19 protein-coding genes and 1 pseudogene are annotated in these 25693 nt (G+C 42.7%); 14 read left to right on the forward strand and 6 right to left on the reverse strand.

Translation table 11 applies throughout. The features are described 5' to 3' along the window. Positions 1–24: 24 nt before the first annotated feature. The 3 genes from TOL9009_RS0127325 to TOL9009_RS0127335 are packed head-to-tail and all read right to left on the reverse strand — an operon-like array spanning position 25 to position 3113. Positions 25–528 (reverse strand): TniQ family protein, encoded by a 504-nt coding sequence (locus TOL9009_RS0127325; protein WP_029636334.1) that lies wholly within the window; start codon positions 526–528, stop codon positions 25–27. Beyond that, the gene (locus TOL9009_RS0127330) at positions 525–1355 is read right to left on the reverse strand and encodes a TniB family NTP-binding protein (RefSeq protein WP_029636336.1); all 831 of its coding nucleotides are present in this window, start codon (positions 1353–1355) and stop codon (positions 525–527) included. The genes TOL9009_RS0127325 and TOL9009_RS0127330 overlap by 4 nt, the downstream gene beginning before the upstream one ends. A 3-nt stretch (positions 1356–1358) precedes the next feature. After that, entirely contained in the window at positions 1359–3113 is a 1755-nt protein-coding gene (locus TOL9009_RS0127335; protein WP_084763316.1) for a Mu transposase C-terminal domain-containing protein, read from the reverse strand. An 876-nt stretch (positions 3114–3989) separates the two neighbouring features. Between TOL9009_RS0127335 and TOL9009_RS0127340 the strand changes: the two genes are divergently transcribed. The 6 genes from TOL9009_RS0127340 to TOL9009_RS40675 all read left to right on the forward strand — a co-directional run bounded on the left by TOL9009_RS0127340 (position 3990) and on the right by TOL9009_RS40675 (position 13689). Beyond that, positions 3990–5051 carry a response regulator gene (locus tag TOL9009_RS0127340; RefSeq protein ID WP_029636340.1) on the forward strand — a complete coding sequence of 354 codons (1062 nt, stop codon included), beginning with the start codon at positions 3990–3992 and terminating at the stop codon, positions 5049–5051. Positions 5052–5128: 77 nt separating this feature from the next. After that, positions 5129–5506, forward strand: a complete 378-nt coding sequence (locus TOL9009_RS0127345) for a response regulator transcription factor (protein WP_029636342.1) — start codon at positions 5129–5131, stop codon at positions 5504–5506. A gap of 4 nt (positions 5507–5510) precedes the next feature. Then, positions 5511–6008 carry a chemotaxis protein CheW gene (locus TOL9009_RS0127350; RefSeq protein ID WP_029636344.1) on the forward strand — a complete coding sequence of 166 codons (498 nt, stop codon included), beginning with the start codon at positions 5511–5513 and terminating at the stop codon, positions 6006–6008. A 62-nt stretch (positions 6009–6070) separates the two neighbouring features. Next, positions 6071–8911 (forward strand): methyl-accepting chemotaxis protein, encoded by a 2841-nt coding sequence (locus TOL9009_RS0127355; protein WP_029636346.1) that lies wholly within the window; start codon positions 6071–6073, stop codon positions 8909–8911. A gap of 107 nt (positions 8912–9018) precedes the next feature. Further along, positions 9019–12231: a hybrid sensor histidine kinase/response regulator gene (locus TOL9009_RS0127360; protein ID WP_029636348.1), complete on the forward strand. Its 3213-nt coding sequence runs from the start codon at positions 9019–9021 to the stop codon at positions 12229–12231. Positions 12232–12561: 330 nt separating this feature from the next. Beyond that, positions 12562–13689, forward strand: coding sequence for a protein kinase family protein (locus TOL9009_RS40675; RefSeq protein WP_038296632.1), 1128 nt, complete (start codon positions 12562–12564; stop codon positions 13687–13689). 187 nt (positions 13690–13876) lie between these two features. Here TOL9009_RS40675 and TOL9009_RS0127370 read toward each other — a convergent pair whose 3' ends face one another. Continuing rightward, the gene (locus TOL9009_RS0127370; protein ID WP_029636350.1) at positions 13877–14290 is read right to left on the reverse strand and encodes a VOC family protein; all 414 of its coding nucleotides are present in this window, start codon (positions 14288–14290) and stop codon (positions 13877–13879) included. 99 nt (positions 14291–14389) lie between these two features. Beyond that, entirely contained in the window at positions 14390–14899 is a 510-nt protein-coding gene (locus TOL9009_RS0127375; RefSeq protein WP_029636352.1) for a TIGR02652 family protein, read from the reverse strand. A 241-nt stretch (positions 14900–15140) separates the two neighbouring features. On the opposite strand from TOL9009_RS0127375, the gene TOL9009_RS0127380 reads away from it, so the two are divergent. From TOL9009_RS0127380 to TOL9009_RS0127390, 3 genes are all read left to right on the forward strand, one after another. Continuing rightward, positions 15141–15674 (forward strand): gamma carbonic anhydrase family protein, encoded by a 534-nt coding sequence (locus TOL9009_RS0127380; RefSeq protein WP_029636354.1) that lies wholly within the window; start codon positions 15141–15143, stop codon positions 15672–15674. A gap of 306 nt (positions 15675–15980) precedes the next feature. Beyond that, positions 15981–16100 (forward strand): photosystem II protein Y, encoded by a 120-nt coding sequence (locus TOL9009_RS0127385; RefSeq protein WP_029636356.1) that lies wholly within the window; start codon positions 15981–15983, stop codon positions 16098–16100. Between the two features lie 73 nt (positions 16101–16173). Continuing rightward, positions 16174–17448, forward strand: a complete 1275-nt coding sequence (locus TOL9009_RS0127390) for a bifunctional folylpolyglutamate synthase/dihydrofolate synthase (RefSeq protein ID WP_029636358.1) — start codon at positions 16174–16176, stop codon at positions 17446–17448. 119 nt (positions 17449–17567) lie between these two features. Here the strand turns inward: TOL9009_RS0127390 and TOL9009_RS0127395 are convergent, their stop codons facing one another. Next, positions 17568–18869: an ABC transporter substrate-binding protein gene (locus TOL9009_RS0127395; RefSeq protein WP_029636360.1), complete on the reverse strand. Its 1302-nt coding sequence runs from the start codon at positions 18867–18869 to the stop codon at positions 17568–17570. A gap of 175 nt (positions 18870–19044) precedes the next feature. Between TOL9009_RS0127395 and pilM the strand changes: the two genes are divergently transcribed. The 5 genes and pseudogenes from pilM to TOL9009_RS40680 all read left to right on the forward strand — a co-directional run. Beyond that, on the forward strand, positions 19045–20154 hold the full coding sequence (gene pilM / locus TOL9009_RS0127400) for a type IV pilus assembly protein PilM (RefSeq protein WP_029636362.1): 1110 nt from the start codon (positions 19045–19047) through the stop codon (positions 20152–20154). A gap of 4 nt (positions 20155–20158) precedes the next feature. Beyond that, on the forward strand, positions 20159–20929 hold the full coding sequence (locus TOL9009_RS0127405; RefSeq protein ID WP_029636364.1) for a PilN domain-containing protein: 771 nt from the start codon (positions 20159–20161) through the stop codon (positions 20927–20929). Next, positions 20926–21690: a hypothetical protein gene (locus tag TOL9009_RS0127410; RefSeq protein ID WP_029636366.1), complete on the forward strand. Its 765-nt coding sequence runs from the start codon at positions 20926–20928 to the stop codon at positions 21688–21690. Before TOL9009_RS0127405 ends, TOL9009_RS0127410 begins: the two co-directional genes overlap by 4 nt. A 190-nt stretch (positions 21691–21880) precedes the next feature. Then, positions 21881–24376 carry a type IV pilus secretin family protein gene (locus TOL9009_RS0127415; protein ID WP_029636368.1) on the forward strand — a complete coding sequence of 832 codons (2496 nt, stop codon included), beginning with the start codon at positions 21881–21883 and terminating at the stop codon, positions 24374–24376. Positions 24377–24621: 245 nt separating this feature from the next. Then, positions 24622–24849: pseudogene (locus tag TOL9009_RS40680) on the forward strand (DUF433 domain-containing protein); the annotation flags it as partial. Positions 24850–25693 lie beyond the last annotated feature (844 nt).

Genomic DNA, 25693 nt, shown 5'->3' on the forward strand with positions numbered 1-25693 from the left:
TCACACCTTTTTCTGGTTTTATCATCAAACCTTCTGTAGCTTTGCCATTTCTGCAAACGGCATCCTACATCTGTGACAGCACCCATCCTCCCACAGCGCAGGCATTTTAAAAGGTGCTTGACAGTTTGGACACTTTGCTAAAATCTTGAGTTGATGGCGATCGCACTTCCACACCGACTTGTACTGCCATTCAATTCGGTGACAAGGCGACTCGGCATAACAAGCCCCACACAAGCGAATTGGCTCATGCTGCATTCCCACTCCAGCAGGCGGTAACATCTGGGCTAACCTTTGAGCATCCACTTCTACTACAGATGCGATCGCTTCCAATTCTTGCTGACTAGGGCGAGGATTAAAATGAAATCTTTCCCAACGTGCCACTATAGCACCAATTCCTGCCAAAGTACCCAATCCACTTGCGGATAAATGGTTGGCACGTCTGAACCTGCCAAGAAAGTGGCTCAGGCTTTCCCCTTCATAGGGTTTAATCAAGAATAGCCAAGGTTTAACATCTGGTGCTTCTATCATTTGTACTCCTTAGCTACTTCCTGTAAAACAGCCTTGTCAATCTTCTTCAATCCTCTTGATAAGGAACGAATTGCAGCTTCCCTAAGAATCTCATCAAGGCGACCAATGTAGCCTTCAGTTGCTGACGTGAGAATCCGTAGCATCTCCTTGCTCTTTAGATTAGAAGATACTGGCAGTTTCAAAACCATTTGTTCCCACATTTCTACGGTGTTCTTAAAATCCTCTCCCGACAATTTACCAAAGCGAAGATGCGCCCGAAAGCGTTCGAGAACCTGCTCATCCCGCTTAATTACCGCATCCAAACGGTCTGTTCCTACCAGTACCACAGCAATTCCTAAATCTTCGGCAATATCTCGCACATCAGCAAAAGTTTCAGGCTTGAGACGGTCAGCTTCATCAATAATTAGCATCTCTACGCCACAACCCTTGAGTACTTCTATCGTCCTATCTCGAAAATCAGATACAGTCCCTTTTGTTACCCGATACTTGAGGTACTCAGTAATCTTTTTAAACAAATCCTTGGGGCCACATTTTTGGTGAGGTCGAATATAAACGACAGGCACAGTTGGAGGTCGTCCAGCTTCCTGCTGAGGTTTGTGCCTGTATCTGTAGGCATCACAAGCAACTGTCTTGCCAGTTCTCGATTCCCCAACTACTCGGCAAGATTTTCTTGCCTTGCGCTTGCCATCTAACCAATCATGGAGAGTTTTTACCTGCTGTAAAGGCACAATGCTCTTACCCTTGAGACGAGCAATTTCAGCTTGTAACCACTCATCATCCGGTTTTACCCCACCCAACTGCTTGGCGATCGCCTGAGCTTCTGTCATTGTTTAAAACCCATATTCTTCACGAAGTTGTTCATAGTCCCACACCTCAATGTCTTCGTATTGAGAGTGAACCGTTTCTGTAGATTCCACTTCATCTGGTTCAACTATTTGAGAAGGCAAGGATTCTCTATTACTTTCATCAACAGCAGCAGATCGCAAAACAGTCTGTTCCAATTTTTGACGCTCCTTACGGCTTTTCTTGGTAGCGACAAGAGCATCGCGGTCAACAACTTCTTGCAATAATGATTGGTTACTGATAGTTTTCCCTGCGGTACGGAGTCTGCGACTTGCTGCCTCAGCCTCATCTAATGCCAGTTGCTCTGTCTCCAAACCTTGAGCGTGAGCGCGAGTCAGAAATACTTCCTGATTGTTTTCCTGGCGATAAACCAAAATTGTTGTAATGTCTCTGGGGTCAAACCTTAAGTTGACAGTTTCTCCGGCATAACCTGCCAAATATTCCCCCCGATACATTAAATTCTGAAACTGCAAACAACCACCTCTTTGCACAGTGCGCCGTGACTGCTTCATTAAACAAATATCCAAATCTCGTTCTGGTATTGGTACTGGCACTGTAGGCAATCCTGCTTCCCAACGCTCAAAGCGCGTTTGGTCGCCCATCCGCGCATCAATACTTTGGTTGTAACGATCTACGATGTAACGCACAAGTAACTGTTCTAGTTCTCGCAAAGTAAGTCTTGCGTCCTTCTCTGCATCTTCTGGGCGTTCCTGCACATTAGATCCGGTGTACCCAGGAAGCGTTGAAAATAGTTGGTCATTTAATGTTTTGAAGGGACGTTCTACTACTCCACCTTCAGAAGGGCGATCGCGTAAATGACAGACAAATCCCAATTGCGCCCCAATCTGACTCAAGTGGTTAGAGCGAAAGTCTTTACCGCCATCAGTATAAAAATGTTCTGGTTTTCCATAGGTTCCCCACTCACAATGCAGTTTGTACTCGGAACCGTAACGCTTTGGTAGAATTGCATGGCGTAACGCTAATGCTACTACCCCAGAACTGGGTGCATCAAAGCCCAAGTTGATACCCATAATGCAACGAGAGTAAGTATCAATTACTGTTGTTAGCCAGGGACGACTTAAAATTTCACCATGTTGATCTACCAGCAACACATCCACGCGGGTATGGTCACATTGCCAAACATGGTTACTGTAATCAACCGATAAATCTTTTCCTTCACGGGTTTTAACCGAAAGCGTAGTTCCTCTCCAACCAGGACTGCGGATACTCTTGGCTTTTTGTTGCTTTTCCAAAATGGGTGCTAATACCCGTAACACGGTTTTGTAATTGGGCGGCTTAGAGTCTTTTAATTCACGGGCTTTAGCCTCGACTCTGAGAGCAACTTGTTTAGGGGTCATACGTTTACTTCCCTTGTTACCCTCCTTGTAGGTTTTGGTAATGAAGTTTTCCCAAAACTCACCAATGCGGTGTTTTCCTTTATCAGCCCTACTTGTTTGAGTGAGTCCGACTAAGCCATCTTGTTCCCAGTTTTTCACCAACCTTTGTACCGTTCGCAACGATACATTTAGTTTCTCTGCTGCTTCCCGCAACTTTTGCCCATAAGTTGTGCGATCGCAGGGTTCCAGTAAACTTTGGATTACCTCTAGCTTTACTTGGGCTTCCTCTGAGAGTTGTGTGGCAATTACATTCTTCTCAAGAGTTGTAGCACTTTCTCCTAGTAAGCCTTCCATAGGAATTGCCAAGGGATGAACAGCTAAATCAGGATTTTGCTGACTGTTCATAATATAAAACTTTTTTATAAAAACATATTGTTATTCTATCTATATACAAAGCGACAGTCAATTTGTCATTATGAAAATACACAAAAGCTTTTTCCTATCTTGCAAAGCGACAGCTAATTTGTCACAATCACGGACAACGACATCTATTTTGTCACTGCAAAGAGGTTATGCTAAAACTGCCAAAGCGCTATAATCTATACTGTATAAGGATTTTACTGATGACAATAATTTGTCACAACGACATATAATTAGTCACTGTACACGTAGAGACGTAGCAATGCTACCTCTCTACAATGGTTTTGGGCAACACATAATAAATGTAAAGACGTTCCGGCGGAACGTCTCTACGAGGGTAGGTAGATTTTTGTTACTGTGTCAAATTATACTTTATATCAAATATAATTACGAGCGATCGCATTTTAAATCTCAAAAAACAATAAAAACATCTATCAAGAATTCCTTCATTATTGTTAACAATAAGTAAAGTTAATTTTTATTAAGTTTAGTTTATATTTTTTTGAATACAAAAAAATATTTAAGTATTAATACTGCAAGTTACCAGTTGGAACTTGTGCTTGAAGACATTATTGGGTTACGCCCATAGGTCATTTACTTATAGGTGACTGCTTTTATTTAGTCTTTACATTTTTTGTGATTATTCTCAAAGAATGTTTGTTAATCTCAGGTAAGTAAATTAACACTCTTAGTAAGATTAAGTAGAAAACCTTCCTACCATTCAGCTTTGCCACAAACCTGTGCTTGCGATGTTTGTCTTTTAAGCTACAACAGTTATGATATCTAATATTTGATTAAAATTGTCAAACCTCTGTACAATTTTAGATTAAATGTATCGAAGTTATCCCTAGTAAAAGTAAAATGAGCACAATTCCTATAGGTAGCTACAAGTTTTCCCAGAAACTACACCCGCTATCTCTGTTAGCACAACTAACCAGTCGGCGTGCTACAGGGTGCTTACGGATATTTACCGGGACTGTTTCTTGGTCAATCTATCTAGAGGACGGTAAACTTACTTACGCCTCTTATTCAGAGAAGTTATTTGATCGGCTAGATAACCACTTACAACAGTTGAGTCAGCAAATTCCGGCTCTCAACAGTGCGACAGCTATGCAGATGCGGCTGATGTTTGAACCGAAGGGAGAAAATCAGCCAATATCAGATGCAGATTATCAAGCTATTTGCTGGTTAGCCAATCAAGCTCATATCACTTCTTCACAAGCAGGAATGCTGATAGAGAACTTGGCTAAAGAAGTACTGGAGTTATTTCTGACCTTAAAAGAAGGAAGTTATGAGTTTAGTGCTGAGAATAGCTTAAATCAACTGCCAAAATTCTGTAGCTTGGATTTGCGGTTGTTAGTCGAACATTGTCAAAAGCAATTGAGAAGTCAGCAAAATAGCCAGTTACCACTTCCAGCACCAGGAAAAACGCAAGTGGAAAAAGCAACCAGACTGCCGCAATCTCAAATGCAGCTTGGGCAACCATTGCCTCATCAAAGCAATTTTGATAGTCAAGATACTAACAATAATAAAATGCAAGGGCAAACTGCTAGCAAACAACTGTATAGAGTTGCCTGCATTGATGATAGCCAAACAGTCTTAAATTCCATCAAGAACTTTTTGGACGAGAACACGTTTTCAGTTGTTCTGATTAACGATCCGGTGAAAGCATTGATGCAAATACTTCGCAGCAAGCCCGATTTGATATTATTAGATGTGGAAATGCCGAATTTAGACGGTTATGAGTTATGTTCTTTGTTGCGGAGGCATTCAGCATTCAAAAATACACCTATCATTATGGTGACGGGCAGAACAGGATTTATAGATAGAGCCAAGGCAAAGATGGTTAGGGCATCAGGCTATTTAACTAAGCCTTTTACTCAACCAGAATTGCTGAAAATGGTGTTTAAACATATTAGTTAGCTGATAATTGAATAAGGAGTAAAAATTAGAAAAAGTAACTTTAATAGTCCCAAATTACTTTTTTAGGAGATTTAGTAGTGAGTCTAACTTTGATTGGCACAATTCTGATTGTTGAAGATTCCCCCAGTGAATTGGAATTAATGAGCCATTATCTGAACGAGAGTGGTTACAACGTGATAAAAGCAAGTGGTGCAAAAGAAGCTTTAGAAAAAGCTATGTCAGAAGAACCGGACATCATTGTTACCGATGTAGTAATGCCGGGAATGAGCGGGTTTGAATTGTGCCGTTCTCTCAAAAGAAATCCCGTTACTCAAAAAGTACCGATAGTGATTTGCAGTTCTAAAAATCAGGAAATTGATCGATTGTGGGCAATGAGACAAGGTGCTGATGCCTATGTAACTAAACCGTATACTCGCGAACAACTTTTGCGAGCGATTAAATCAGTAGCGATTTGAATCAATGAATAGTTCAAAGACTATACTTTCTAGCAAAGAAGCTCAAAATAACTTAGGAGATGGCTATCTTAGGTTTCAATTAAATCGCCAGACGGCTGCTGTATTATCAATGAAACACACGCAAGAAGCGATTGTTGTTTCTGTTGAGTCTGTAGCTGCCATGCCCAGTATGCCAGCTTGCGTACTGGGATTGATGAATTGGCGCAGTCGGATAGTTTGGGCAGTTGATTTGTCAAAAATGCTGAATCTAGAAAGCCTAGATTATAGACTGCGGCAATACAATGTAATAATTATTCGAGTGGAAACAGTGCTTTTAGGTTTAGTGGTGCAAGAAATCACAGGTACCACCAAATTTACGCCGGATGAAATCCACTCTCCTGTAGGACAAGTAGCATCTAGCTTAGTTCCCTATTTACGTGGATGTTTTGTGCAACACAAAGAAATCTTGCTGGTACTAGATGCACAGGCAATAGTCCAGTCTTCGGTTCTTCGTAATGATTAGGGTGTACTACTAAAAGAACGGATTTTTGGTGTTTAGATAAACCTATTCAAGCAAATTACTTTATGTTTAATAAAACTGATTCGGCTCAGAGCAGTGATGCTGAAAAAAGCCCATCGTTTATTTCGTCTGAAGTTTCCGAAGAAAAAGTCACCGATAGTAACATACCACCATTGAAAGACGATCGCCCATCGCCAAAAAATGCCAATTCTCCCTTACAGCGTGCTAATCGTGCTTTCAATCGCCTCAATTTGCGATCTAAAGCTACAATTTTGGCGATCGCGATCAGCACACTGCCAGTATTAGGTATTGGTGGTTTAGCTTATCAGATTGCCAGCCAATCGATAAGTAACAAAATTTCCGCCCTCCAACAAGCCGAAGCTGATGGCTTGGCAGATAAAGTAAACCGTTTCATGATTGAACGGTATAGCGATATTCAAGTGCTGGCTAGTTTGCCCATTTTGACAAATTCCAGCGTCAGGGGAATTACAACTCAACAAGATAAACAAGCACTATTAAACAAGATTGTCGAGAGTTATAAAGTCTATGACAGCATTGCTGTGTTTGACTTAAATGGTGCGCCGATTTTACAATCCCAAGGAGAACCACTCACCAACCATAGCGATCGCGATTACTTTCAATCGGTATTAAAAAGCGATCGCCCATTAATTAGCCAACCACAAGTATCTAAAAATACAAGAATAAATAGTGTTTTCACTGTTGCCCCGGTGAAAGATGTCGTCACAGGGCAAACCATCGCCATAGTTAGAGCGCGGATGCCGGTAAAAAATTTAGAAGAGATAATTAAAAATTACGCTCTTGCAGGGCAAGAATATCATTTAATTGATGCCTCTGGGAAATTTTTCATGTCTTCGCAAACCAAGCAAGTAGGTAGAGAAGCAAGAATAAATTTTCCCGGCTTGGCGAAACTACAAGCCGCAAAAAAAGAAGCCACATTCAAAACAGTTAACCAAATTAATAATAAAGAACAGCTAGTTAGCTATGCTGCCGAAAACCTCAACGGTTTGCCAGATTTAAAATGGCAAGTAATTTTGGCTACAGATACAGCAACGGCATTGGCACCGCAAAGAGACTTACTTCTGACTATATTAGGTGGGACGGTATTAACAACATTGTTGGCGTCTGTGTTTGCAACTTGGTTAGCTAAACGTGCCACACAACCAATTTTGAATGCGACTCAGACAGTAGCAAGGCTGGGACAAGGTGAACTCAATACCCGTTTAGAGATAGACTCAGAAGATGAACTCGGCGAATTGGGTGAAAATATTAATTTGATGGCAGAGCAATTACAGTTGTTGTTAAAAGAACAAGAACTGGATGCAGAACGAGCAAAAATAATTACAGAAATTACTTTGCGGATTCGCCGAAATCTCAAAACCGAAGATATTTTTAAAACAGCAGTCAGAGAAGTTCGCTCGTGTTTGAGAAGCGATCGCGTAGTTATTTATGCCTTAGATCGCAGCACTTGGGATGGAATAGTCGTTGCCGAATCGGTTGCGTCCGGTTATCCGAAAATGATGGGAGTGCAAATCGACGATCCATGTTTTCGCGATCGCCATGTAGAAGCTTATAAAGATGGAAGAGTGCGAGTGATCGCCAACATTTATCAAGAGCCAAGCTTGCAAAATGCAAACTGTTACATTAAAATGTTGGAAAAATTTTCCGTCAAGGGAAGTTTAATCTCACCAATGATTAGAGACGGGCAATTGATGGGTTTAATGATTACTCATCAATGTGATAGCCCCCGTTTTTGGCAACAAGCAGAAATTGATTTCTTTAAGCAGGTAGCCACTCAAGTTGGCTATGCTCTAGAACAAGCAAAACTTTTAGAGGAAGTAGAACAAGGTAGACACAAGGCAGAACAAGGTTCTGAAGATGAACGCCATCAAAAAGAAGCTTTGCAAATGCAACTTCTTGAACTACTAGGGGAAGTAGAAGGTGCAGCCAGCGGAGATTTGACAGTGCGAGCTGATGTCACCACCGGGGAAATTGGCACCGTCGCCGACTTTTTCAACTCCATCGTTGAAAATTTGCGATTGATTGTTACCCAAGTTAAACAAGCGGCTTATCAAGTCAACACTGCGATTGGTTCTAACCAAGGAGCAATGCGGGAACTGGCAGAAGATGCTATAATGCAAGCCTCAGAAATCAATCGCACCTTAGATGCTGTTGATCAAATGACCTATTCCATACAATATGTAGCCGAAAACGCCCAACAAGCCGCGAAGGTTGCTCAAAATGCTTCGCACACCGCCAAAAAGAGCGGCAAAGCAATGGATATGACAGTGCAGAATATCTTAAAATTGCGGGAAACAGTAGGCGAAACAGCGAAAAAAGTCAAGCGTTTGGGAGAATCTACCCAACAAATTTCCCGCGTAGTATCTTTGATTAATCAAATCGCCATGCAAACCAACTTACTTGCCATCAACGCCGGCATAGAAGCAGCGCGTGCGGGGGATGAAGGTCAAGGTTTTGCTGTAGTTGCGGAAGAAGTAGGTGAATTAGCTGCCCGAAGTGCAGCGGCAACAAAAGAAATTGAACAAATTGTCGAGAACATTCAAAGAGAAACTAGCGAAGTTGTGCAAGCGATGGAAGTGGGAACTGCCCAAGTTGTAGAAGGAACCCGAATTGTTGAAGATGCTAAAAGCAGCTTGAGTCAAATATTGGATGTTTCGCGCCAAATTGATTCTTTGGTGCAGTCGATTTCCACCGCTACCACATCCCAGGTAGAAACCTCCCAAGCTGTCAGCCAGTTGATGAGAGGAATTGCTTTAGTTTCAGAGCGAACCAGCTATTCTTCGCGGCAAGTTTCTGATTCTTTGCAACAAACTGCGGTGATTTCCCAAGAGTTACAGGAAACTGTTGAAACTTTCAAAGTGGATTAGTCATTAGTCCTGCCGTCAAAGTGCGATACTCCTTTGGATTCGCTTCGCGATCGCACTAATGACTTGCGTGACTGTTGATTGTTTACTATTGACTATGGATAAAAAGTATGTCAAAGGATAAAGAACTTGAAATCCAGATGCAGTTTCTGGAGGAAGCAACAGATTATCTCGATACCTTAGAAGAGGTATTGCTGGAAATCAGCGCAACCAACCGCATCGAATTAGATAAAATTAACGCCGCACTTAGAGCTGCTCATTCTATCAAAGGTGGGGCGGGCATGATGGGGTTTCGTACCCTAAGCGATTTGGCTCACCGTTTGGAAGATTCTTTTAAAGTTTTAAGGACACGAAAAAACTCTTTAGAAATTGACACCCAATTACAAAGCTTATTACTATCTGGCGTAGATTGGCTGCGTCAGATAGTCGAATTGCTATCAGAAGGTAATGTGGTTGAAGATAATTGGTTAGCAACTTTTTGTTATCCAGTTTTTGAAGAACTGCACGATCGCCTGGGAGATCCTACCCCAGAAGATGCCTCAACCATACTTTCGGCGGACGAAGGGCAAGATATCATACCTCTGCTTTTTGAGACAGAAGTAGAAGGATGTTTGCAACGTCTAGAATCTGTATTTGCAGATAGTCAACAACCCTGCTTGCGAGAAGAAGTTGCCATAATGGCAGCTGAATTGGGCGGTTTGGGAGAAATGTTGCAATTACCAGCTTTTACCCAGCTTTGTCAGTCGATAACGCATTACATAGCAACTGCCGTTACGGATACAGAAGTTGAACAAATTGCTCGGTTAGCATTGCAAGCATGGCGGCGATCACAAGCTTTGGTACTGACAAATCAACGAGATAGTTTACCTACAACTATCGAAGTTGAGACGATGGCACCTCAGAGTTATGCCCAAATGGATCTGCTATCCACAGAAGAAGCGATCGCTGAGTTTCTCAAAAGCGATGCGGTAGAATCTGATGAATTAGATCCAATGGACGCGATCGCGGAATTTTTCGCCAGCGATGGGGTACAATCTCATAGTTTAGAAGCAGAAGAAGCGATCGCTGAGTTTCTCAAAAGCGATGAGGTAGAATCTCACGATCAAGAAGCAGAAATACTAGAACTCAATCTGTTAGAAACAGAAGATACTGAAGAAAGTTGGCTAAATCCAGAAATAATTGCCGCAAGTTTTGAATCTTTGGAAGCAGAAATTGTCGATGACAACGCTACTCTTGACGATCCAACGAGCGTAGTAATTTCTAGAGATTTTTCCACCACAGATTACAAATTTGTTGAACGCAAACCAGAGCCAAGTATAGTTGGCAAAGACCGCGAAGTTCATGAAAATACAGTTAGAGTTCCCAGCAAACAACTTGAGCAAATTAACGATTTATTTGGGGAACTAATTATCCAGCGTAATGGATTGAACTTGCAAATGGAAAGATTACGTAAACTGGTACGTAATCTTAGCCAGCGAGTGCAAATTCTCGATCGAGAAAATCATGAATTACGCACAGCATACGACAAAATTACTACTCATGTTGGAGTTCCATCTAATTCACCATCACTAACATATCCAAGTAATGGCAATTCAGACAACTCTGAATTTGAAGATAGCGACTATTCACCGCAGCTAGAAAGGGGATTCGATGCCTTAGAAATGGATCGCTATAACGAATTAAGCCTCTTGTCGCAAGAGGTAATGGAAACTATTGTTCAAGTACAAGAAGTCACAACTGATATTCAACTGAGTGTTGACGATACAGATCAATTTGCCAGAAAGCTAAACAAAACATCAAAGCATTTACAAACAAAGCTTACACAAATACGGATGCGTCCGTTATCAGATTTAATCGATCGCTTTCCCAGAGCTTTGCGGGACATGAATGTAGAATATGGCAAAAATGTCCATTTGAAAATAGAAGGTGGCAACACTCTGATTGAGCGCAGCATTTTAGAAGCATTAAACGATCCTTTAATGCACCTGTTAAGAAATGCTTTCGATCACGGTATTGAAGATGCAGCTACCCGTCGCGCTGCCGGGAAACCAGAACAAGCATTGATTGAAATTAAAGCCACTCACCGCAGTAATCGTACCATCATTACTATGCGTGATGATGGACGTGGCATGGACTTGAATAAAATTCGCGATCGCGCAGCATCTATGGGTTTAGATGCAACTCTTCTGGCACAAGCAAGTGACGAAGAACTATTATCGCTCATTTTTGAACCAGGATTTAGCACCTCTGAACAAGTTACAACATTATCTGGTCGCGGTGTCGGTATGGATGTGGTTCGCAACAACCTCAAACAAATCCGGGGAGATGTGAAAGTTGATACATCTCCCGGAGTTGGAACCACTATTACTATGTCAGTGCCATTTACACTTTCTGTAGCACGAGTACTGCTGGTAGAAAGTAATCGAATGCTATTGGCATTTCCCACAGATGTGGTTCTGGAAATATTCTTACTCCAAAACGAGCAAGTTTTCCCAATGGCTGATAGCGAAGTTATCAACTGGCAAGGAAATATGCTGCCTTTGATTCGACTAGGACAGCACTTAGAATTTAATTGCCCCCGTTATAATAGTCCAGATTTAGAAACTGCCCCAGCGATTAATGCTGCCAATGTGTTAGTCATCAAAGGTAACAACCAGCCAGCAGCAGTGCAGATAGACCGTTGTTGGGGTGAACAAGAAGTTGCCATCCGCCAAGTTGAGGGAAATATACCTTTGCCTAATGGTTTTAGCAACTGTACAATTCTTGGTGATGGTCGGGTAGTGGTTTTAGTTAACGCCAATGAATTATTGTATTGGATTACCACTAATCAGCGCACACCTAAAACCAATAAATTGCCATCAACAAAATTAAAAACTGCCTTCCTTGTACCTAATGATGATAAACCAATTTTGCCGCTGCCTCATAACCAGAAAGGCACTATTTTGATCGTAGATGACTCAATAAATGTCCGGCGCTTTTTGGCTTTGACTCTCGAAAAAGGAGGCTATCAAGTAGAACAGGCAAAAGATGGTCAAGATGCTTTGGAAAAACTTAATAGTGGCTTGCAAGTTCAAGCGGTGATTTGTGATATCGAAATGCCGCGCATTGATGGTTACGGCTTTTTAGGTCGTGTTAAATCAAACAATGATATGAAAGATATCCCGATTGCCATGTTAACATCTCGCAGTAGTGATAAACATCGACAACTGGCATTGCAATTGGGTGCTAGAGCCTACTTTTCTAAACCTTACAATGAGCAAGAATTGTTGCGAACTTTAGAACAAATCATCTTTCGGATGGCAGAAGTGGCATCATCTAATTAAATTTGGGAATGGGAAATGCCCAATTCCCATTTTTGCTAATATTTTGGACTTTGGACAAAAAAAGAGTGGTTCGCGATTATCATGCAATACGGTTCGGTTAAGGTGCATAGTCTTTAAAGATCCCCCTTAAAAAGGGGGAAATAGAGCCATTCTTAGCCCCCCAATTTATCGGGAGGTTGGGGGGATCGAGTCTTATCCAAACCGTATTGGATTATCATGGCTCTGTTGGCGAATTGCGATCGCTATCCCAAAACCCTTGAAGTGTCGTAGCTACTCATACCGTTTTGTGACTTGCACTATAAAATAAACTTTTAGCTCATTAGGGGGAAAATGGCTAAGGATTATATAGAACTTAAAAGGAAGAGGTACTTCAAGCTCAGTTCACAAATTGCTGGGTTGGATAATGCACAATTGCGTTCTCTGTTTGACAATAGTGAGTCGAATAAGTCTAGTACGGGTTGGGGGATGAATCACACCATTGTCCTTGGGCAATTCAAGGTGTTTGTAAAGCGCGTTCCGGTTACGAACATGGAATATGACAACCTGTTCTCTACCAAAAACCTCTATGATCTGCCAACTTCTTATAACTACGGCATTGGTACCCCCCCAAGCCCTGGTTTTGGGATCTTCCGTGAACTCGTAACCCATATCAAGACAACTAATTGGGTATTGGAGGGGGAGATCACCACTTTCCCACTGATGTACCATTATCGGATTATTCCGTTCTCCGGGTGGCGTGCGGATGTGGATATAGAACAATGGGGCAATAATGCAAACGTCCGAGCTTGTGTGTTAGATAGAGCGAACGCAAACCATGAGTTGGTTCTGTTTCTAGAGTACATACCGCATATTCTGGAAACATGGCTGCGCTTAAACCCCAATAAACTTGAGAAACCCCTTCAGGATGTACGCACAACCATTGACTTTTTGAGGACGAAGGAAATTATCCACTTCGACGCGCATTTTCGCAACATTCTCACCGATGGACAGCAAACATACTTGACCGATTTTGGTTTGGTGCTGGACAAGAGTTTCATTTTGACCAAAGATGAAGAGTCTTTCTTTGAGCAGAACGCATTTTACGATTACGGAGAAGTCTTGCGGAATCTTGGGCACCTGATTCGATCACCCTATGATTCATGTTCGGAGGACGAGAAACGCAAGATCATGAAAAAATATGTCATAAAAGAAGGCTTAGAACTTTATGAAGTGGGAGCTATATTACTCGACAATATCGAGCAGATACATGCTGATGGGGATTTGAATTTAGATGAGTTCTACGTTGCCAGCATCGTCAAATACCGCAGCATCATTACGCTGATGCAAGACTTTTTTTCTGATATGTGGGGAAATCAAAACAAGGACACGAAACTTCCTCACGCAAAGCTAGGGCTGCTGCTCAAACAGACGGGGTTTGTTTCTGATGCACGAGTAGGTAAAACATCTCACAACAACTAAGGTGTAATATCAGCTTCACTAAAGCTAAGGACTACTCGCTAACCACTTTTTTTGTCCAAAGTCTAATTATATTATGTCCGTTTAATTGACATTAATAAAAAAATCCGAAATCCTTGATTAGACGTAGCAATGCTACGTCTCTACATCATATGTAATCTAGGGGACATTTATGTACCATTTTGCCGATTTATGATAAAACCCGGATAAATTCTAGTGGCAATCCGTCCGTATCAGCAATAAAAGCAACTTCGTAGATACGCGAGCCTATTTGCTGCTGTGTTGGTTCTAAAAGCACTACCAACGATTGTGAGGCGATCGCCAAACGTTCTTTTAGATTTGTTAACCAACTAGGTAAATCTGTGGCTATCTGTGTTAATTCAAATGACAGATGATAATACCCCACATAATGCTCATCTGCGAATGCATCCGGGGCTGGTTTCGGTTCGGGAATTTGGATCAGCTCTATTCTGCCCCCTAATCCTTCCATCCAGCAAGCCAAAGTATAGCCTGTAGTGAAGCGTTCACAAACTGTAAACCCCAACTGCTCGTAAAAGGCGATCGCACGATGAATATTCCCTGTACGAATAGAAACGTGATGCATCTTGATAGTTATGAGTTATGAGTTATGAATTAAATTTAACTCCAAACTACTGTAGAGACGCGAAATTTCGCGTCTCTAGAACTCCGTGACTCCTAACGATTACTCAAACAACCGAAAATAAGGATAGCGCACAGGCACACCAGGCTCTTTTTCCAAATCAAAATTTATCACTTCCCAGCAGCCATCTTCTGGGGAATCCGGGCTAAACTCTACCGGTAAGCCGTAAAGCCGCGAAGATGTTGTCTCGCTTTGACCAGAACGCCAAGGTGTAGTGCGTTCCAAGTACCCACTCATCAATTCTTGATACCGTTTGGCAATAATCACTTTTGTTGCTCGGTATCCTTGAGTATACAGCTTGTCTAGCGCCTCGTGAATTTCAAAGCGAATGCCATCGGGATGCGTATGTTGCCGATACCATTCATTATTCCACCTCCGCCAATGACGCCCCGACTGAAGATGAATCAATTCACCATCTTTGGGATCTGCTTCAAAAGCGCCATGTCGAGAACATAGATATGTGTCTGTTAGTGTCAGTGCCGGAATTGTTTGACGGCAGTGGGGACACTGGATTTCAGGACCAAATATTGGGTACTGCAAGCCTGGATTCATCATGAAGTGCGTACAAACATACTTTTGTTTTCACCCGCAAAATGGTTTTAGTTTATACTTTTACTCCCCCTCCTTGGGGTAATTACTTATTGCTGTGCAGAAATTGAGTTGCGCTGTCAGTTTTCCACAAAGCGTATCTTCTCAAGATCAAGGCTTAACACCGTGATATCCTGTTGAATGCAACCAGCTTTCAAGGTTGGAGTTTTTCCAGTGTTCCTGGGTACCATATTCATATTCTATCGTGTCTACCGCTTCTTACTGGTCTTCTGTTGATATTTCTCAAGCTGCTTTCGTTGCAACTAATGCTGTGGTTATTGGATCGGTAAACATAGCCGCTGGAGCGAGCATTTGGTATCAAGCCGTAGTTAGGGGAGATGTAGAAAGCATTGAAATTGGCGAATGCACCAACATTCAGGATGGAGCAATTCTACACGGCGATCCAGGCTTTCCCACAATTTTAGAAGATTATGTAACCGTAGGGCATCGCGCTGTGATACATTCTGCTTACATTGAACGTGGCAGCTTAATTGGAATTGGCGCGATTATTTTGAACAAGGTGCGGGTAGGCGCTGGTAGTATTATTGGAGCTGGTGCAGTCGTAACTAAAAATGTACCTCCTTTATCTTTAGTAACTGGTGTTCCGGGGAAAGTGTTGCGACAAGTCACCCACGATGAAGCAGCCGAACTCATCGAACATGCTCAACGTTACCAAAAGTTAGCTTTGGTTCATGCTGGGAAGGGAACTGATATCGGTTTTATAAAGGCTGGAGAGTAGAGCATTGGGCATCGGGCATTGGGCAAGAGGGAGGGGGAAGGGGGAAAGGAAAAAAGGGGAAAGGGAAAGAAAAATATCATGAATTGTTTTAAATAATTCTTTATTTCCATACCTTTCCCCCTCTTATCCTCAACCCTTTCCCCTTTCCCCTTTCCTCTTACCCAATGCCCCATGCCCAATGTCCTGATAATAAATTTGTAAACATTCTTTACAAATAGGTCTGGAAAAATTGCCCACTTCGGCTAACAATAAAAATGAGAACAGTTGACAAAACTTTAATTTCTACTTAACAGAGGGGTTCTAAATATGGACATGCGTGTTGTAATCGTTTTAGCACCAATTGCTATTGCTGCTGGTTGGGCACTATTCAACATCGGTGCTGCTGCTTTAAGACAAGTTCAAGGCTTTTTAGACAAAGAAGCCTAAATTTAATGTGGTTGTTAGTGGTTAGTAAATATTTGTTACAACTACCCACTAACCACTAACTACTAACTAAGAAGTGAATATCGATTTATTACTACAACCCTTCCAACGCTTCGGCGTTCATCTGGGATTAGACCGGATTCTCAAGCTTTTGGCAAATCTTGGCAACCCCCATCATCAAGTCCCGGTAATTCACGTTGCTGGTACTAATGGTAAAGGTTCTGTTTGTGCTTATCTTTCCTCAGTACTTACTGAGGCAGGGTATCGCACAGGACGCTATACTTCACCGCATTTGGTCGATTGGACGGAACGCATTTGTCTGAATGAACAAGCGATCGCCTCCGAGAAATTGTGTCAATTATTACTGGAAGTCCAAGCGGCAATCATCCCAGATGAAGAATCACCAACTCAGTTTGAAGTAATTACCGCAGCCGCTTGGTTATATTTTGCACAAACTCAAGTCGATGTGGCGGTAATAGAAGTTGGATTGGGAGGACGTTTAGATGCGACAAACGTTTGCTCACAGCCTTTGGTAAGTATTATCACTTCCATTAGCCGCGAACATTGGCAACAATTAGGTTCTACAGTCGCCGAGATTGCGAGAGAAAAAGCTGGGATTCTGAAACCCGGATGTCCGGCAGTTGTGGGAATATTGCCAACGGATGCAGAAAAAGTCGTGCGATCGCGTACTCTAGAATTACAATGTCCGTATATCGTGCCTCAACCTGCCCGTCAAATATCTCCAGGATGGGCAGAATATCAAACAATTGAAAATTCCCAAATAATTAAATATCAATTGCCCTTAGAAGGACAGATACAGTTAGCTAATTCAAGTTTAGCTTTAGCTGCTTTAGAAATTTTACAAGAAAAAGGTTGGCAGATATCTGAAGAAGCCATCATCAACGGCATCGCCAAAACTAAATGGCTAGGACGAATGCAATGGACAACCTGGAGAAATCATAAACTATTAATTGACGGCGCTCATAACCCAGCTGCGGCTCAAGCCTTACGTGCGTATGTAGATAGTCTGGATACTCCCAACGTTAATTGGGTAATGGGAATGCTTTCCACCAAAGAACATGCCGACATCTTCCAAGCTTTACTACGACCAAAGGACAATTTATACTTAACGCCAGTACCAGATCATAGTTCAGCCGATACAAGGGAACTCGCAAAACTAGCTCAGGAAATTTGTCCAGAATTGAGCGATCGCCAAACTTATCCAGATTTATTATCAGCACTAGAAACAGCTTTTCGCGCAACCGATAATTTAGTCATTTTGTGCGGTTCACTTTATTTGGTTGGGCATTTTTTAGCGATCGTAAAAACCACAACGCCCCCGACACCCTAACCCACACCTTTTGTACAGACGTTCCGCCGGAACGTCTCTACCACACCTTTTGTACAGACGTTCCACCGGAACGTATCTACCGCGCCTTTTTTACAGACGTTCCACCGGAACGTCTCTACCTAACTCCTGCTGCTATTCCACTCCTGCGCTGCATCTTCAACAGCTTTATCTACCGTTTTCTCACCCAACATTGCCGCTTGCAGATTCTCATAAATTGCCTTTTGCAGCTTATTAAAATCCTTCAAAGTCGGAGTCAAAATTTCTGCTTGTTGCAACTCTTTCGCACTCATCGATCGCGCCTTTTCTAAAGTCGAAGCACTAGCAGGCACATCTTTAAAGTAGCTGTCAGAGAGCGCTTTGGTAGTCGATGGGAGAACATTTGCCGCTTTAGCAAAAGCTAACTGATTCTCATCATTAGTCACAAATAGCGCGAATTTAACAGCCGCATCTGGTTGCTTAGTGTCGCGGGGAATAACTATGTTCATCACAGCGACATTTTTCTTACCCGTTTCCCCTGTGATTTGCGGTGCAGTTGCCGAAACTTCAGCTATTTTCGGCGCATTTATCGCAATCTGCTTTAAAAACTCAGGACCACTGGCAAGTATAGCCGTTTCTCCAGCTTGGTACAAATCGATCGCATGACGATGACCTTGAGTTAACACCTCTTGTGGTAAAAGTTTCTTCTTATACAAGTCTACCCAATATTGAAACGCCGCTTTCCCTTGGGAAGTGTTAAAAGCCGCTTTGCCTTCAGCATCTATCAAAGTCACTCCCATCTGCACCAAAGATTCAATTACTTCACCAGAATCTTGTGGTACGAAAGTCACAAAAAAAGCATATTTCCCAGTTTTTTCCTTAATTTGTTGAGCAAAAACTGCTAATTCCGTGTAAGTACTGGGTACTTTATTAATACTTAACTGTTTTAATAAAGCGGTATTATAGATAGTTAGCCGCGTGGTGAGATACCAGGGAATCCCAAAACTCTTGCCATTAAGTGTGCTTGCTTTCCATATATTTGGTAGATAGAAAGAGCGTGTTTCATTTGGGATTTTTGCATCCAAATTTAACCAGGCATTTCGTCCTGCAAGTTGAGATGCAAAATCTGGATTTAAATTCACAACATCAGGTGGCGTTTTTCCCGTTACAGCTGTTAAGATTTTGTTCTCCATTGCTGCCCAAGGCACATCAACCCAGTTCACCTTTATACCAGGATTTTGCGTTTGAAAAGTCGCAATTAGGCTTTGAAAGTAGTTAGTAAATTGAGGTTGGAGTTGCATTGTCCAAAACTCAATACTTGCCCCTGAAGAAGCTTGTTTTGTACTTGTGCCGACATTACCTGTTGTGCAGCTGACAATCCAAGTGGTTAATAAGCCAAGCAGCACATAAACAGTCAATCGTTTTAATTTTTGAATTTGAATCATCGTGCTAGTTGATAGTTGTTGGTTGATAGTTGTTGGTTGATAGTTGTTAGTTGTTGGTTGATAGTTGTTGGTTGAGGCTAACCATTATCCACACCACGCTTCCCCCACTATCAACTATCCACTACCCACTACCCACTAACTAAATTTTCTACTATACAGTGCGGCGCGAAAAACTGTGGTTAAAAATTTTCAGAAATTCTTTAGTAAATCAAATAAAGGGATCGGGATAGAACTTGCTCCCGATCGGGTGAATATAGCTCAACTACGCAAGCAGCGTCAAAGCTTAAAATTAGACTCCTTAACAACAGTACAAGTTCCAGAAGGCATTTTTGTTGATGGTCAAATTGCCGATCCTGCTGCAATGGCGGAATTAATTCAGCAGGGGTTAGCTGAAAGTAAAATCAAAGCTTCTCGCGTCGCGACTGCCGTGCCAGGACGAGAATCAATTGTACGTTTGATTCCCGTGCCAGCAGAGTTAGATGACAAAGAACTGCGGGAAATGGTGCTTAACCACGAAGCTGGTTTATATTTGCCTTATCCCCGCGAAGAAGCTGATGTTGATTATCAGAAACTTGGATACAAAGTAGATGAAGATGGCATTGAAAAAGTAGAGGTGCTTTTAGTTGCTACCCGAAAAGATATTACTGATTCTTATGTAAGTACGTTTGAGCAAGCGGGATTGCTAGTTGATGTTTTAGAAATTAGCAGTTTTGCTTTAATTCGGACAATTCGCGAAAAATTGCGGCAATTCGGACCGCAAGAAGCAGCAGTGTTAGTTGATATCGAATTCGACAACACAGAGATAGCGATCGTTGTTAATGGAGTGCCACAATTTTCGCGCACGGTGCCCATAGGCACTTATCAACTGCAAACTGCTTTATCAAAAGCGATGAATTTACCTGCCTCACGAGACATCGAACTGTTGCAGGGAATGATTATTCCGACAACACCGATGGAAGATGGGGGGAAAACTGGTGTTACTGGCATTAATCCTGGTATGGCAGCGATGGTGCGAGAATTGGGACAATTAACAGATGAAGTGCGTCGTTCAATCGATTTTTACCTCAATCAAGCTGAAAATTTGGAGGTAGCAGAGATTATGTTGGCTGGTTCGGGAGGTGGACTGGGGCAGTTAAATGAGTTTTTTACTCAAAGATTAAGTTTACCAACAACCCAAATCGATCCAGTAGGTGCGCTGTCGTTGGAAATTGACGAGGAAAAATATCCCTTGGTGCAACGTCCTGGATTGGGAATAGTACTTGGTCTAGGAATGCGGGAGGTATAACAAAATGTACAGTTTAGACGTTAATTTTCTTAAAGACCGCGCACCTCAGCCGAAAAATAAGGGCAAGAAACCAAGACAGGCAATTTCTCTTGGTGATTTAACACCGATATATATAGGAGCTACTGTTGGTGTGATTTTACCGGCTTTGGTGGGGGGTGGATTGTGGTTTTTGCAAGGGAAAAATACTGAGTTAGGAGAGAACATAGCCAAACTAGAGCAACAAAACCAACAATTAGAGTCGCAAGTTGGGAATATTAACAAAATCAAGGAAGAAACGAACAAAGTTAAAGCAGAGACTCAAGCTTTAGTGACTGTATTTGACCAAATTCGACCTTGGTCAGCGATCTTGCAAGATATGCGCGATCGCATTCCCGCAACTGTGCAAATTGAAAACATCAAGCAAATCACACTCACTACAGCAGCTGTTCAAGGGCAACCACCAGCTAATCCCCCTTCTGGAGTGGAAATTACTGGCTATGCTCGCTCTTTTAACGATGTCAACGATTTCTTACTCAGTCTGCAACAGTCACCTTTCCTTAAATCCACCGAGGGCAAAATTACAACAGCAGAGTTAGTAGATGCTCCCATACCTGCCGATACCGCACCTGCAAATTCTGTATTAATTAAACCACCACAAATAGTCAAATACACTATTCAATCCACCATGAGCGATGTTCCGGCTTCTCAATTAACCCGCGAGTTGGAGCAAAAAGGCACAGTTGGATTAGTCAGTAGAATTCGCAGTCTACAACAAACAGGAGTCATTTCTAAATGACGTACAGTGAAGATTTAAATTTTGGTGAGCAAGATGGCGCGTTTGAGGCGGCTGCTTCTGCTTATCCTAGCGCATTCGGCATTACCTTCACACCAAAAATCATTGGCATTTTGGTGGGGGTTGTAGGTTTGGGGGTAGCAGGTTTTATGCTTTTTAGCTTAGTGATGCCGGCTTGGGAGAGCTTTCAACAACAGCAAACAAAAAGCCAAGAGTTAGATTCGCAAATTCAGCAAAAGAATGCCAGCATCCGACAAATTGGCAAAGTTAAAGAAGAACTAGCGCAATCAAAACAGCAACAAATCCAAGTTTTATCTTTATTTGCCAATGAGAAAACCTTGGATACATTGTTACTCGATTTGAATCGCTTAGTTGAATCTGGTAATGCTCAAATTCCGGCAAATGCAGTTAGGGCAAAACTGAAAAAGTTTGCACCATCTGGGCAGAAACCAGAACCGATTATCGATAGTAGTTTGGGACCACTAGTAAACGGCAAATTGAAACGCAGCACTATTAATATTGAAGTTCAAGGAACCTATGAACAAACACAATCGATTTTCCGCAACATTGAACGTTTACAGCCTTTGTTGCTAGTTAAAGATTATCAATCTATTTTGGCATCAGAACCCGCTGTTGAACCAGGTAAAGGGGTGCGTCGAATTGGTCCAGCACCGATTACTACGTCCTTCGTGTTACAAGCGTTGATGCCACTTAATGCTGAGGAAGTAGCAGCAGCAGCTAAAGAGGGGCAAGTGAAGAAGTAAATGAGATTCTCGCAAAGCCCTCAGGCTGGAAGCCTGGGGCTATACAAACAAAGCCTGCCTTCGCAGGCTAAAAAATCCAGCCCACGTTCGCGTAGCGTGTCGCAGACAAGGTGGGCTTCGTAAGATTAGCCCCAGGCTTATAGCCTGCGGGCGGGTGAACTAAATTATTTTATAAAGTGAGGAATGAACTGTGAAACAACTTCACGGTAAAAGTTTTATATTGGCAGCCGCTGCTTTTGTGTTTGTAGCCGCTCAACCTGTGTCGGCACAGACTTCTGAGATTACTGATGTACAGTTAAATCCCGTTGATGGGGGAATTAATGTTGTTCTAAAAACTTCCTCAGGTTCGCGCTCACAGGTTTTTACCACAAAACGGGGTAAAAGTCTAGTGGCAGATTTGATTAATACGCAACTACGTTTGCCTAAAGGTAATAGTTTCCGCCAAGATAACCCCGCACCGGGAATTACCTCTGTAGTAATCAATCAGCTTGATGCAAATAGCATTCGAGTAACGGTGACTGGAGAGAAAGGAGTTCCCAATACTCAGCCTGTGAAGCGAGGAGGCAGCGGAATTACCCTCAGCTATACCCCAGGAACGGAAATAGCGGTGGGCGCACCAATTTCCCCAGCGCCGGCTGCTTCTACCCCATCCGAACCGGCTCCTGTTGTTCCAAATCCGCAAGTGAGGGTGGACGGGACACCGGCACAAGCATCGGGTCCTGGTCAACCTGGGACAGCGGCACCGCCTTTTTTACCGAGAGCGGTTGCCCCACCAGTGGGAGATATTGCCATTTCTAATACTGATGCTTCTCCCAGCGTGATTGATTTGGGAACTCAAGAACGTGTCCCGCGCTTGGTGTTACGAGATGCTCCAGTACGTGAAGTTTTATCACTGCTTGCCCGTGCTGCTAATTTGAATTTGGCTTATGCAGGAGGGGGACAAGGTGCTGATGGGAAGCCGGCTGCTGCTGCTGGGGGTGATGGACCGACAATTTCGCTAGATATTGAAAACGAGCCAGTGCAAGATGTTTTTAACTACGTTTTGCGTCTAAGTGGTTTAGAGGCTAACCGTAGCGGACGCACCATTTTTGTGGGAGCGAATTTACCTAACGCTACTCGTGATACGGTAATGCGTAATTTGCGACTCAATCAGGTAACGGTGGGAGTTGCTTTGAACTTTTTGGTCGGCTTAGGGGCAGAAAGTGCCGTCAGCCGCGAACGACAAGTTACTAGCGTCAGTGCTGTACCTGTGGGTACTGGAGCTACGCCAATCACTCAAACTCAGACGACTACAGAAAGCAGAGTTGAAAATCAACGCATTAACTTTGAAGATTCAAAGCCATTACTAAGAGGTTTGCAAGCACTAGGAGACGAGCGCACCAATTCGCTGACCTTGATTGGTCCACCGAAGCTTGTTGAAATGGCAATGGCACAACTAGGTCAACTTGATATCCGGCGTCGTCAAGTGGCAATCAACGTCAAAATTGTTGATGTTAACCTCAATAACACTCAAGACTTCAACACCAGCTTTTCTTTTGGCGTTGGCAAAAACTTCTTTACCAATGATGGTGGTGCAGCATCTCTGAATTTTGGTGGTGTCAATCCACCTAGTCGAGTACAAGCAACTTCAAGTTTAACCACTCCACCAGTTATCACAAATCCCTATGGAGGAGCGCAGGGTTTTCTAAATCCCAATAATCCGATATCTGTTCCAGGAACTGGAGTAGGTCAAATAGTCATTGATAATGGGCGGATAGTAACAAATCAACCCGGAGGTGCTGCAACATTTGCCGCGCCTAGTACAGGGGTTTTATCAGACCCATACCAGTCAGTGATCACAAACGTTACACCAGGTACGCCAACTACAACCACTATTACAGATACTCCTGGTACTGCTGCAACTCCTGGTACTCCTGCTGTTATTGATGCAAACGGTGTTGTGATTACTCCTGCAATTCCTGGTACTGCTGCAATTGCTCCCAGTAGAGTTGTTGCTACCACTCCAGGAACTATTGGGTCAATTACAACGGCTCTCCCGTCTCTGTTCCAGTTTCCCAAACGCTTGCTTGCTACTTTGCAGGCTCAGGTAGTCAGTGGTAATGCCAAGATTTTGACTGATCCAACTTTAATTGTGCAAGAAGGTCAACAGGCTCTTGTCAACTTGACTCAAGAAGTAGTAGGAAACGTTACAAGAGAGATAACCGATAATGCTGGTGGCTCTAGAGAAAGAGTCACAATTGATAAACAAAAAGTTGGCTTAACCTTGAATGTGAAAATTGAGCGGATTGACGATAATGGTTTCGTTTCTCTGTCAGTTGCTCCTACTGTAAGCGCACCTTCGGGTTCAGAAAATACAGGAAACGGAAGAATCGTTTTAGTGTCTGAGCGTTCCCTTACTTCTGGCTTGATTCGTCTACGAGATGGTCAGACACTAATTCTTAGCGGCATAATTCAAGATTCAGACCGGACAACTGTCTCCAAGATTCCCATTTTGGGTGATATTCCCCTCCTTGGTTCCTTGTTTAGAAGCACAAACAGACAGAATCAGCGTCAAGAGGTGATTGTGTTGCTGACGCCGCAAATTATGGATGACTCTGAGCGCTCCTCCTACGGCTATAACTACACTCCTAGCCCAGAGGTGCGGCAAACCCTGGAGCGTAGCGGCTTGAAGGTTCCAGGCAGATAAGCTGATATCTTGCACCAACTCCAACAACCGCCTCAGAATGAATTCTGAGGCTAATAGCTAAAGTCCACTTAAGTGGACTCAAACCCCTGTTCAGTCTTATGCACGAAGACTTTAGCGATGAGAGAGACAGCGGTTTATAACTGAATGGCGGAAGATAGCACTAGTGCAAGATATCAGATCAACCGACCGATATTGAAAATGGTATGTTTTGTTAACATACAACTAATTCAGGCAATAGTAGAGTAATGACTCAAGCAGCTACGTTTCTAAGTCGAATTACGCAAAATCCTGGGCAATGTGGAGGTCGTCCTTGTATTCGAGGAATGCGAATCCGTGTGACTGACATTTTAGAGATGCTGGCTGAAAATGTAAGTGCAGCCGAAATTTTAGAAGATTTTCCCGATCTGGAGCCAGAAGACATTCAAGCTTGTCTGTTATTTGCAGCGCGACGTACAGACTTTCCTCTGTTGACCAAAATAATGGGATACAAGCCCCGTCCTAGAAGGACGGCTTTTGCTAGAATATGTATAGTCGCCATAGGGCATTGGGAGACTATAAACGGACATGGAGGGACGATAAGACCACTTAGTGGCGCAACGAGCGTGAAGTGTCAAGGAATCCTCGCTCCTTCAGGACGAGGAGGTATGTCAATGCATGAATATCTGGATCGATGCCCAGGAGACCTCTTGCACTCATTCCCCTAAGACCCCACCCCCCAGCCCCTCCCCGCAAGCGGGGAGGGGAGAGTTTGACTTGCGTCAAAGGCGGGGTGGGGTTCTTTTTTTGATTTATGCAAGAAGTCTAGGCAAGTGGTTACGCAAAAATATTTACACATTGCGACAAACCCAAAATCTTGCGATTGCTTCTCTTCGAGACGCTCCGCGAACGTTCCTCTCTACGAGACGCGTTGCGCGAACGCAATGACAATAAGTGGTTACGCAAAAATATTTATCTCATTACGATCGCTTCGGACTGTAAATATTTTTGTCTACCTATTTACTACACTTCCTGATGCTTTAGAACGTTTAAGATAAGGTGAAGCTATCATCCAAATTAGCGATCGCCCCTAAAGTTAGTGTTTTACTAAGTATTTTTTCCTAGTTTTTAGTCAAACAATCGCTTTATAAATAGAAAAAATGCCGAAATCTATATAAATTAATGGTTTCATCTATCCACATCAGGCTACAACACCTTAGAATGAATCTTTGAAAAGTGCAGTCTACAGGATTTACAGGCATTTTATGTGGAATGCTCCCAAAGTCCGCTTTTTGTAAATCTCCAAACAGAGTTTTACGTAAGGATGCGCTCTTGAACTGT

Origin of the sequence: [Scytonema hofmanni] UTEX 2349, assembly GCF_000582685.1 — a bacterium.
Taxonomy (GTDB): Bacteria; Cyanobacteriota; Cyanobacteriia; order Cyanobacteriales; family Nostocaceae; genus Hassallia; species Hassallia hofmanni.